At 66.5% G+C, this 7,272-nt stretch carries 9 protein-coding genes and 1 pseudogene; 9 read left to right on the top strand and 1 reads right to left on the bottom strand.

Going from position 1 to position 7,272, the window contains the following annotated elements; translation table 11 throughout:
- The coding region (locus ABS761_RS07460) for an integrase core domain-containing protein (RefSeq protein ID WP_350407488.1) at window positions 1-299 on the top strand (299 nt) is incomplete at its 5' end.
- 56 nt (window positions 300-355) lie between these two features.
- Here the strand turns inward: ABS761_RS07460 and ABS761_RS07455 are convergent.
- Window positions 356-829 carry a type IV secretion system DNA-binding domain-containing protein gene (locus tag ABS761_RS07455; RefSeq protein WP_350407487.1) on the bottom strand — a complete coding sequence of 158 codons (474 nt, stop codon included), beginning with the start codon at window positions 827-829 and terminating at the stop codon, window positions 356-358.
- A 35-nt stretch (window positions 830-864) separates the two neighbouring features.
- Here ABS761_RS07455 and ABS761_RS07450 point away from each other — a divergent pair.
- From ABS761_RS07450 to ABS761_RS07415, 8 genes and pseudogenes are all read left to right on the top strand, one after another.
- Window positions 865-1,215, top strand: a pseudogene (locus ABS761_RS07450) (DUF2285 domain-containing protein); the annotation flags it as partial.
- An 83-nt stretch (window positions 1,216-1,298) separates the two neighbouring features.
- On the top strand, window positions 1,299-1,580 hold the full coding sequence (locus tag ABS761_RS07445; protein WP_013721771.1) for a helix-turn-helix transcriptional regulator: 282 nt from the start codon (window positions 1,299-1,301) through the stop codon (window positions 1,578-1,580).
- A 26-nt stretch (window positions 1,581-1,606) separates the two neighbouring features.
- Window positions 1,607-2,464 (top strand): replication initiator protein A, encoded by an 858-nt coding sequence (locus ABS761_RS07440; RefSeq protein ID WP_350407486.1) that lies wholly within the window; start codon window positions 1,607-1,609, stop codon window positions 2,462-2,464.
- A 253-nt stretch (window positions 2,465-2,717) separates the two neighbouring features.
- Window positions 2,718-3,356 (top strand): ParA family partition ATPase, encoded by a 639-nt coding sequence (gene parA, locus ABS761_RS07435; protein WP_024889325.1) that lies wholly within the window; start codon window positions 2,718-2,720, stop codon window positions 3,354-3,356.
- On the top strand, window positions 3,353-3,637 hold the full coding sequence (locus tag ABS761_RS07430) for a chromosome partitioning protein ParB (RefSeq protein WP_350407485.1): 285 nt from the start codon (window positions 3,353-3,355) through the stop codon (window positions 3,635-3,637). Before parA ends, ABS761_RS07430 begins: the two co-directional genes overlap by 4 nt.
- Window positions 3,634-4,179: a DUF2840 domain-containing protein gene (locus ABS761_RS07425; RefSeq protein ID WP_013519693.1), complete on the top strand. Its 546-nt coding sequence runs from the start codon at window positions 3,634-3,636 to the stop codon at window positions 4,177-4,179. The genes ABS761_RS07430 and ABS761_RS07425 overlap by 4 nt, the downstream gene beginning before the upstream one ends.
- Window positions 4,176-4,763, top strand: coding sequence for a S26 family signal peptidase (locus ABS761_RS07420; RefSeq protein WP_350407483.1), 588 nt, complete (start codon window positions 4,176-4,178; stop codon window positions 4,761-4,763). Before ABS761_RS07425 ends, ABS761_RS07420 begins: the two co-directional genes overlap by 4 nt.
- 448 nt (window positions 4,764-5,211) lie before the next feature.
- The gene (locus ABS761_RS07415) at window positions 5,212-7,197 is read left to right on the top strand and encodes a DUF3363 domain-containing protein (RefSeq protein WP_350407482.1); all 1,986 of its coding nucleotides are present in this window, start codon (window positions 5,212-5,214) and stop codon (window positions 7,195-7,197) included.
- The last annotated feature ends 75 nt before the right edge of the window (window positions 7,198-7,272 follow it).

Below are 7,272 nucleotides of genomic sequence, written 5' to 3'. Positions count from 1 at the left end.
CTGAGTTCGTTTCTCTAGCACTCGATAAATGGGCCTATGAGAACGCCGTAACGCTTGATTTCTCGCGGCCGGGAAAGCCCACGGATAATGCCTTCATCGAATCATTCAATGGCAGCCTACGCGACGAATGTTTGAATGTGACCTGGTTCATGTCGTTCGACGACGCGCGCCAGAAGCTCGAAAATTGGAGGCAGGATTACAATCATTTCAGGCCCCACTCGGCTTTGTCGGACACCGCGCCAGCCGTGTTTGCCAGGCATATCACCACGACCCGAAACATGTCGGATTCTTCAGCTTAGGGCTGTCCATGTTTTGGGAGGACGTCAACTTGCTCCGAAACTCTACCGATCGTTGTCTACTTGACAGGGGAGCTTACGAGCCGAAACAGATCCATGATGCTCGCCTCAGTGCCTTGCAGCTGGTGCAGTTTTTTCGCGGTTTCGCGCAGCAGCAGCCGTCCGAAATCGTTCCATTCCTCGGCGTTCTTGTCCTGGCTCATGGGCACCAGAGAAAGCGCCAGACGTTTCCAGTCGTAGTCGGCACGGACTTCGTTGAAGAAGGACCAGCCCGCGCTTCTCACGTCGTAGGGGTTGAGGATTACGTCGCCGGGTTGCCAGAATTTGCTCAGCAGATCGCCATTGGGGTCGATGACGATCATGCGGTCGTTGCGTATGGATGGTTGGCGGGGTAGGTGGTGTCGATGACTGCGAGAGCGTGCCAGGACGGACGCCGCCATATTGCGCAGTAGCACCGACTTGCCGGACCCTGTGGCGCCGCTCACCAACAGGTGCAGATTTTCATTCGCGGTGGGCATGGGGATGCCTGCCACGTTGATCTGCTGTTTGCCAGGTTCTGTGCAGAGCTTTGGCTGTCGCCCATGCCCATCGCGGCGGCGTTGCCGCGCCTGCGCATGGTCATGCACTTGACGCGGGTTTCACCAATGCCAAGCCTCGGCCAACACCTACCGCGCTGTTGGAGTTGCACACCCTGCAGGCGCTCGACGCGATCCTCGCGGGTGCGTCCTTGCGCGAGGTGGGTGAAGGTCTGTTCGGTGCCGACGCCGTGGCTGACTGGTACAGCGACGGCGGCCTGCGCTCGAAGGTGCGCCGCCTGACGCGGCGTGGCGATGCGTTGATGCGCGGCGGCTACCGCCGCCTAGCACAACTCCCGCCGCTTGAGAAGGGTCGTTTTGATGACGATGCAAAACGACCCTGAGCAAAAGGGCCGCGTTTTCTGAGACTGCCTCCATCCGGTTGCGCTGTGTGGCCAGGCGTTTTCAACCGATGGAGGTTCACATCATGCGTCCTGCTCCCTTGCGGCCTGCCGCCGCTGTCTCGACCGCTGCCGCGCAGCCGCAACGCTATCTCACCAACGACGAAGCCGCGGAGTACCTGCGGCTGTCGCCGCGCACGCTGGAAAAGCAGCGCGTGATCGGCGGCGGCCCACGCTTTCGCAAGTTCGGCCGCCGCGTCATGTACGCCGTGGCCGACCTCGATGCCTGGGCCGCCGACCGCAGTTTCGAGACGACTTCCGATCCCGAATACGCCGAGCACCACTCGGCCGATAGCCGTGCGCGTTGATCGGCGGCGCGCGGCAGGTCATCGCCATGTCCAGCACCGCGCCGCCGTCCCGGCAGCGGCTGTTGCAGGAGCGCGAACAGCTCGACCTGTTCCGCGCTTTGCCCGGCGACATGGCGCCGCGCGACAGCCAGGACTTGATGGCCTATCCGTTCTTCTCGCTCGGCAAGTCGAAGCGGGTCAAGCCCATCGACTTCCGTGCGGGCAACGTGACGATCCGCGTGGAAGGCACGGCCGAGCACGGCATCGCCACGATTTGGGATGCGGACGTGCTGATCTGGGCAGCTTCGCAAATCATGGAGGCCAAGGATGCGGGCCTGCGGCCGTCGCGGCTGATGCGCGCCACGCCCTACGAGATCCTGCGCTTCATCGGGCGCGGCAAGTCGCTGCGCGACTACCAGCGCCCGAAGGCCGCGCTGGATCGCCTGCAATCGACCACCGTGGCCACGTCCATCCGCGAGACGACCGGGCGACGCCTACACCGCTTCTCGTGGATCAACGAATGGAAGGAGCTGGCCGATCAAAGCGGCACGCCGTTGGGTATCGAGCTGATCCTGCCGGACTGGTTCTATGCCGGCGTGCTCGACGCCGCCCTGGTGCTGACCATCGACCCGGCGTATTTCCGGCTCACCGACGGCATCGAGCGGTGGCTGTACCGCCTGGTGCGCAAGCACGGCGGCAAGCAGGCATACGGCTGGCAGTTCGACTTTCGCTATCTGCACCAGAAGTCCGGCAGCACCGCCAAGCCCTACGACTTCGCCTGCGATCTGCGCGCGCTCGTCGCGCGACAGTCGCTGCCCGGCTACGTCCTGGGCATCGAACGGATGCCGGACGACGGAACGGAATTGTTGACCTTCCGGCCCGTGCCGCCAACGGCACGGGGATAACCTCGGGAAAGCCTGTGAATGGTGTCGTGCTATCAGGCGTGCTGGGTATCGTGCTATCGGGCGTGGGACTATCGTGCTATCAGGCGTGCCGATTGTCCGCAAACCCGCGCCAGCATTGGGTTTGCGCGCCCTCTAACTTCCCTAACTCAAATTCTCTAACTTTTAGTAGAAGCGCCGCGCCACGGTGGACAACCGCCACGCGGCCGCAAGCGCAGGAGCAAAAGCCCGGCTTTCCAACACGGAGGGCCAGGCCATGATCGTTGCGCTGCTCAACCAGAAAGGCGGCGTCGGCAAAACCACGCTCGCCACGCACATCGCCGGCGAGCTGGCCTTGAGGGGCCAGCACGTCATCCTGCTGGACGCCGACCCACAGGGTTCATCGCTGGACTGGACACAGCGCAGAAGCCAGCAAGGCTTGCCACGGCTATTCAGCGCCGTGGGCCTCGCACGCGAAACGCTGCACCAAGAGGCACCAGAACTCGCTAGGCGGGCCGATCACGTCGTCATCGATGGCCCGCCGCGCATCGCCGCCTTGGCGCGCTCCGCGCTGCTGGCGGCCGAGCGCGTGCTGATCCCCGTGCAGCCGAGTCCCTACGACCTGTGGGCCAGCGCCGAGATGGTGGCGCTGATCCGCGAGGCGCAGGTGTTCCGGCCGCTGCTCGCCGCAGCCTTCGTCATCAACCGGCGCGTCAGCACCACCGTGATCGGGCGCGAAGCGCGTCAGGCGCTCGCCGACCAGCCGCTTCCCGCGCTGCGCGCGGAAGTGCATCAGCGCATCGTGTTCGCCGACAGCGTGGCCGCTGGTCGGCTGGCCCGCGAGACGGCGCCGGACAGCGCCGCCGCGCGTGAAGTCACCGCCCTGGTCGATGAACTGCTGCGGTGGCCGACATGACTGCGAAGCCGCCACCGAACAACAAACACACGGCCAAGCGTGTCGGCATTGGCGCGCGTCCGCCTGCGAATCCGCACGCCGAGGCGTGGATTCGCCAGGGCGACGCCGATGCGCTGGGCAAGGGCGACCTGTACACGGCTCGCCTGACCCTCGACATCACGCCCGCGATGCGGGCGCGCATCAAGGTTTCGGCCTTCACGCAAGGCGTGACCGTGGCCGACCTGCTGCGCGGTCTGTTGGAGCGGGAGTTTCCCGAGCAAAGCAGGGAGAACACCCCATGATTGCATCCACTTCGCCTGCCCCCGCGCCTGTTGCCTTCGCGGCCACGGCTGCGCTCGCAGCACCTTCCGGCCAGCCTGCCAGCGCGCCACTGACGCGCGTGGCGCTGACCTACATCGAACCGCGCTTCAAGCTCTACCTGCGCTTCGGCGAACCCGCGCGCACGCTTAAGCTCGACCGCTGGCGGCGCTGCGCGGTGTTCCTGCCGGGTGCCATGTTCTGCCGCATCCGCTGGCAGGCCAACGACTACGGCACGATCCGCTGGCAGCTCATGGTGATGCAGGCTTGCACGACGCTCGATGCGGCGCAGCGCATCCCCGGCGTGCAGCCGGGCGCGCGCTTGCTACTCCACGCCGAAGGGGAGAACCAAGTGCGCGCCGTGCTGGAGCGCATCGACGCCATCGAGGCGCTGGGCATCGCACCCGCCGCCGTCTCGCCCGCGTACTGGCGCACGCTCGCCAACCGACTCGCAGCGCGCCTTCCACTACCCGAGTACACCGTCGAGCGGCACGCCGCCTGGCTGACCAGGAGGGTGCTGCCATGACCGCCGTTTCCACTACCGGCACCGCGCTGCGTCCTCGCTCCCGCCTGCGCGCTCGCCTCGTGCTGGCGGGCCTGTCCGCCTGCGGCCTCGCTGCGCTGGCCTGGGCGTCCTTCGTGCATCCAATACCAAGCCTGATCTACAACCCGTCCGACAGCGTTCCCGTGGGCTGGTATCGCGTCGATCCGCTGGGCCACGGCACCGGCTCGCCGCCACGCCCCCTGTCCGTGGGCAGCATCGTGCTGGTGTCGCTGCCCGCAGAGGCTGCCGCGCTCGCTGCGCAGCGCGGCTACCTGCCGGCGCGCGTGCCGCTGCTCAAGCGCGTGGGTGCCGTCGCGTCGCAGGAGGTATGCGTCACGGGTCGCATCGTCCGCATCGACGGCGTGCTTTCGGCCACTGTGCTGCCCGCCGACCGCTGGGGCCGGCCGCTCCCATCCTGGCAGCAGTGCCAGCGCCTCGAACCCGGTGAACTGTTCCTGCTCAGTGTGACCAATCCGGCGTCGTTCGATAGCAGGTATTTCGGGCCGGTCAGCGCAGCCGCCGTGATCGGCGTTGCACGTCCGGTCTGGCTGGAGTCACGCCCATGATCGCCGCTGATTCGCTGCGCATCATCGTGCTATCGGGCGTGTCGTTCTGCTGGCCGTCGCCGTGTCGTCGCGCGTGCAGTGCGGGTGCCAATACTTCGCATTGGGCACCGCACTTCGCACTGTCTCCGGCGCAGCCGTCCAACGTGCAGGCGTCTTGCCTCGAACGCGGCTGGCCTTCGGCCATCGCCGTGTTCGCCGGGGTGCTGGCTGCTCACGCAGCAGCGCCACCGGGCCGCCGCTGCCCGGAGCGCCAGCGAGGGGCAAAGGCGGAAGGCAAGACAAAAGGGTGCGGCACCTGTCGGCCCGCAAAGCCAGTCTGCACGTGGGGGTGGCGCAGCACGCAGCGGCTTCGCCGCCGTGCCGCGTGGGGCGCGAGGCTCGCGCCAATGCAGGCTTGTCCGCGTGCTTCGCACGACCGGACACGCCAGAGCTTGCAGAGAGCGCAGCCATGACCGACCGCCGCGACGATGATTTCCGCATCCGCCCCGGCGTCCCAAAGAACCGCGGCCAGGGCTTCGTCTCCAAGGTGCTCAAGCAGGCGGGCAAGGCCGGCAGCGGCACGTCCGCTGTGCGCCGTCCTGCCACTGCCAGCGGCACCGGGAGGGGCACCGGCCAGCGGCCCGGCTCGCGCCTGGGGCGCGGCCACACAGCGGCGCGCTTCGCCGGCGCCAAGCTGACACCCATGTCGCGGCGCGTGACTACCAAGACGCTGCTGGTCAACCAGCGTCAGGCCAGCCCGCAGTCGCTCGCCAAGCACCTACGCTACATCGAGCGCGACGGCGCGGGCCGTGATGGTGAGCCGGGCCGGGCCTATGGGCCGCAGACCGATGCCGCCGATCTGGATGCCTTCAAGGAACGCTGCGCCGACGACCGGCACCATTTCCGCTTCATCGTCTCGCCCGAGGACGGCGCCGAGCTGGAAGACCTGCGCACCTACATGCGACACCTGATGGGGCGCATGGAAGCCGACCTGGGCACGCGGCTGGAATGGGTGGCCGTCGATCACTGGAACACTGACAACCCGCATACCCATCTGATCGTGCGCGGGCGCGACGACACGGGAAAAGACCTCATCATCGCTGGCGACTACATCGCCGATGGCTTTCGGCATCGTGCGTCTGAGCTGGCGACCGAGTGGCTGGGGCCGCGCACCGAGCTGGAGATCCAGCAGACCTTGCAGTGTGAGGTGGAGCAGGAACGGTGGACGAGCCTGGATCGCACGCTGAAGCGCGAGCTTGGCGACGGCGGTCAAGTGCAGATTGAACGCTTCAACGAGCCGCGGCTGCAACGCCAGCGCCTATTGCTGATCGGCCGCCTGCAGCGTTTGCAACGTCTGGGCCTGGCCGATGAAGTGCAGCCCGGCACCTGGGCAGTCCATTCGGATGCGGAGAAGACCTTGCGCGCCCTGGGCGAGCGCGGCGACATCATCCGCACCATGCAGCGAGCCATGAATGGCGAGCCTCGCGAGCTGGCCGTATTCGAGCCGGGCGACGATGGTCGCAGGGTCATCGGCCGTGTGGCCGCCAAGGGGCTGGCTGACGAGCTGCGCGACCGGGGCTATTTGGTCATCGACGGGGTGGACGGCAAAGCCCACTATGTTGCGCTCAACGCCCGCGTCGAACTGGCGAACTATCCGACCGGCGCCGTGGTGGAGGTGAAGGGGTCGGCCGACATGCGCGCGGCCGATAAGAATATCGCGGCGCTGGCGAATGATGGCCTGTACCGCACCGACCACCACCTCGCCATCGCGCAGGGTCAGGCGGTGCCCGGACGCGACCCGCAGGAGGTCGTCGCGGCCCACGTCCGCCGGCTCGAAGCCCTGCGCCGCGCCGGCATTGTGGAGCGTGTCACCGAAGGTCTATGGAAGGTACCGGACGACCTGGCTGAGCAGGGCCGCCGCTACGACGCACAGCGCCTGGGCGGCGTGGCCGTGGAACTGAAATCGCACCTGCCCATCGAGCGGCAGGCCCGCGTGATCGGAGCCACCTGGCTCGACCAGCAACTGATCGGTGGCGGCTTAGGGCTGGGTGGCCTGGGCTTTGGTAGTGAGGTCAAGGACGCACTGCAGAAGCGGGTCGATTTCCTCGCCGAACAGGGACTGGTCGAGCGACGCGGCCAACGCGTCATCCTCGCCCGCAATCTGTTGAACACGCTGCGCAGCCGCGAACTGGCCCAGGTCGCGAAGGATATTGCCGCAGAAACTGGCCTAGAGCATCGCCCGGTGGCCGACGGCCGGCGCGTGGCGGGGATCTACAGGCGTTCCGTCATGCTTGCCAGCGGACGCTACGCCATGCTTGATGACGGCATGGGGTTCAGCCTGGTGCCGTGGAAGCCGGTGATCGAGCAGCGGCTGGGGCAGCAGATTGCGACGACTATGCGCGATGGCGTTGCGTCGTGGGATATGGGGCGGGGACGTGGGATGTCGATCAGATGAACTGAGCGAGAACATAACGTGCAGTCTCAAGCTGCAAGAGGGTTTTGTGCCCATTAATTTCGTCCTTTCTTGTTT

Source organism: Castellaniella sp. GW247-6E4 (assembly GCF_040276065.1).
Classification (GTDB): Bacteria; Pseudomonadota; Gammaproteobacteria; order Burkholderiales; family Burkholderiaceae_B; genus Castellaniella.
This window is presented reverse-complemented; position numbering and strand designations above follow the sequence as displayed.

Excerpts from the sequence above, each read along its gene's own strand:
- ABS761_RS07440 (WP_350407486.1), top strand. The coding sequence starts at position 1,607 with ATGTCCAGCACCGCGCCGCCGTCCCGGCAGCGGCTGTTGCAGGAGCGC.
- parA (WP_024889325.1), top strand. The coding sequence starts at position 2,718 with ATGATCGTTGCGCTGCTCAACCAGAAAGGCGGCGTCGGCAAAACCACG.
- ABS761_RS07425 (WP_013519693.1), top strand. The coding sequence starts at position 3,634 with ATGATTGCATCCACTTCGCCTGCCCCCGCGCCTGTTGCCTTCGCGGCC.
- ABS761_RS07430 (WP_350407485.1), top strand. The coding sequence starts at position 3,353 with ATGACTGCGAAGCCGCCACCGAACAACAAACACACGGCCAAGCGTGTC.
- ABS761_RS07415 (WP_350407482.1), top strand. The coding sequence starts at position 5,212 with ATGACCGACCGCCGCGACGATGATTTCCGCATCCGCCCCGGCGTCCCA.
- ABS761_RS07445 (WP_013721771.1), top strand. The coding sequence starts at position 1,299 with ATGCGTCCTGCTCCCTTGCGGCCTGCCGCCGCTGTCTCGACCGCTGCC.
- ABS761_RS07420 (WP_350407483.1), top strand. The coding sequence starts at position 4,176 with ATGACCGCCGTTTCCACTACCGGCACCGCGCTGCGTCCTCGCTCCCGC.